At 54.8% G+C, this 1908-nt stretch carries 1 protein-coding gene; it reads right to left on the reverse strand.

What is annotated here, in order from left to right; all coding sequences use genetic code 11:
* Positions 1–385: 385 nt before the first annotated feature.
* Positions 386–1678: an ATP-dependent Clp protease ATP-binding subunit ClpX gene (gene clpX / locus ACO6BQ_RS12495; protein WP_489121462.1), complete on the reverse strand. Its 1293-nt coding sequence runs from the start codon at positions 1676–1678 to the stop codon at positions 386–388.
* Between the last annotated feature and the right edge of the window lie 230 nt (positions 1679–1908).

Here is a 1908-nt window from a genome sequence, read left to right on the forward strand (position 1 = left end):
TTTTTGCACAAAATTGAGGCTGCTGCACGTTGGTTTCGTGCAACAGCCCCTTTTTTCGTGTGTTTTGTGGTATACTGAAGCTGCCACGGCCCAACCAAGCCAATCCAGCAAGGAAGGGAGGGTGTCACGATGACCATCGGAGATGTTATGCTTTCCCTGCTGACCAGCGTACTCGGGAGTATTCTCGGAACGCTGATTCTGCAGAGGCTGGGGCGGTAGAAGCAGCCGCCGTTGTGGCACCAGCCAGATGCGACCTCACCAGTTGCAAAGAAAGACCCCTGCGGTAACCAGCCGCAGGGGATTTCTTTCTTTTGGTTGTCAATGACCATCGTTGACTTCTACACACAGTATAACACGTTTATGCTGTTTTGCAAGGATAAATTTTTCATCCCGCCGCCGCATTCTCGATGACCGGCGCAGCCCCCTCCGTGATGCACTCCGCCGTCACGGTAACGCGACGCGGCGCACTCTCGCGCGGAATGTCGAACATCACATCGAGCATGACCTCCTCGATGATGCCTTTCAGGCTGCGCGCACCGGTCTTGCGCTCGATTGCCTTCTTTGCGACGGCGCGCAGGGCGTCCTCGGTAAAGATGAGCTCCACGCCGTCCATCGCGAGCAGCTTCTCGTACTGGCGCACGGGCGCGTTGATCGGCTCCGTGAGAATGCGCAGGAGCGCGTCCTCGTCGAGTGTTTCGAGCGTGCAGATCACGGGCAGGCGACCGATGATCTCGGGGATGATGCCGTACTGCATCAGATCCTCGGGCGTTACCTGGTGGATCAGCGTGTCAAACTCCTTCTCCACCTCTTTGCCGCGCACCTCCGCGCCAAATCCGATGGCAACATTGCCCTTGCGCAGACGTTTCGAGATCACCTTCTCAATGCCGACGAACGCGCCGCCAACGATAAAGAGAATGTTCTTTGTGTCCACCTTGATCGTCGGTGCCTCGGGATGCTTACGCTGTCCGCGTGCCGTGAACTCCACTACACTACCCTCAAGCATCTTGAGGAGTGCCTGCTGCACACCCTCGTGGCCGGGGTCTGCGGTAATGGAGTTGTTCGCGCCCGACTTGCGTGCGATCTTGTCGAACTCGTCGAGGTAGATGATGCCGTGCTCCGCCTTCTCCACGTCCTTGTCCGCCGCATAGTAGAGATTGCGTACGGCGACCTCCACATCCGCGCCGACAAAGCCCGCCTCCGTCAGGCTCGATGCGTCCGTCACCGCGAACGGCACATCGAGCAGCTTCGAGAGATGGGAGAGCAGTGCCGTCTTGCCGCAGCCCGAGGGGCCGAGCATGATGACGTTCGACTTCTCGATCTCCGTGTCCTCGTCCGTTGCATCGTAGCCGTACTTCATGCGCTTGTAGTGGTTGTAGACTGCGACCGCAAGAATCTTTTTCGCACGATCCTGCTTGATAATGTAGGTGTCCAGATAGTCCTTGATGAGATACGGGCGCGTCTTTTCGAGAACATCATTCAGCTGCATACGGAACGAACTCCGCTCCTCAGAGGAAACGGAGGCATCGTGCTCATCGAGGAAGCGGTTGATCTCACGCACACAGTCCTTGCAGATCGCAAAGCCCGTATTCGGATCGTAGATCGGCATATCGTATTGGTCGCGGACATCAATGATGCGCTTGCAAAAGCTGCACTGATGCTTCACCGGATTTTTCGACATTTCAAATTCCTTTCAGGATCATTGTCCTTTGATAAATTCTATCATAGAATAACACAGGAACGCGAAAGAAACAAGCGCAGACAGGAAATGAAATGAAGGATACTATATGGATAGAAAAATATTACGCGGGAAAATCTTGAAAAACTTGAAAAAGGGGGTTGACGAGTAGAAGTCTCCTGTGTTATATTATGACAGTCGCGCCGATGAGAGCTGCGAGGAACTGCAAAGAA

Source organism: Centipeda sp. (in: firmicutes) (assembly GCF_057271695.1).